Genomic DNA, 662 nt, shown 5'->3' with positions numbered 1-662 from the left:
CCTTCTCGTCCGCCCCGGCGGCGGTGGGCGATCTGGACCGCCGCAGCGGCGGCGTTGATCGCCGTCGGTGCACCGGTAGGTGCGGTTGCGACAGACTTCGCGGCACGCACGGGCTGGTTCGGGTCGCCCAACCCGGGCGGGGCCAGCGGGCCCGATAGCGAGAGCATCGCCAGCACCGAGTCGGACGGCACGGAGTGGTTCGATCTCGACGCCGACGATCTGCCCGAAGTCATCGCGTCCCTATTTCCCCACTGGTTGCCGCTCGCTCCCGGCGTCACCGACGCCACGCTCTCCGCACGCGTCACGGACGTGTTGACGGAGATGGACGGGCTTGGTCAGGAGACTCTGATCCTGAAGACGTATGAGTACGAGGCGTACCGCGACTGGATCGGAGCGTGGATCGCCGCTCATGACCGCGGCGACGTGTCAGGACAGGAGAGGGCAGCGGAGGCGCTTGAGGAGGCGGCCAGCTGGCCTGCCACCGTGGCAACCGATGGCGGCGGCATCGCTGACAGCATGCGGGCTTTCGCGGAGCGGATCTCGGCTGGGGATCACGATGCCGCGCAGGCGCTGGCGCAATTCGAGAAGGCGCCCGGGTGGGACGGGATCGACCGGGAAACGCTCTGGATTGAGATCAACGACCAGGTCACGGGAGCGAAGGG

Annotated in this window: 1 protein-coding gene; it reads left to right on the top strand. The window is 68.6% G+C overall.

Annotation, left to right across the window (positions count from 1 at the left end):
• On the top strand, window positions 1-662 hold a 662-nt coding region (locus ABD161_RS15590), incomplete at both ends, for a hypothetical protein (RefSeq protein ID WP_344005059.1).

Origin of the sequence: Microbacterium paludicola (assembly GCF_039529675.1) — a bacterium.
Lineage (GTDB): Bacteria > Actinomycetota > Actinomycetes > Actinomycetales > Microbacteriaceae > Microbacterium > Microbacterium paludicola.
Note: the sequence above shows the minus strand (reverse complement) of the source record. Positions and strands in the feature narration are given on the sequence as shown.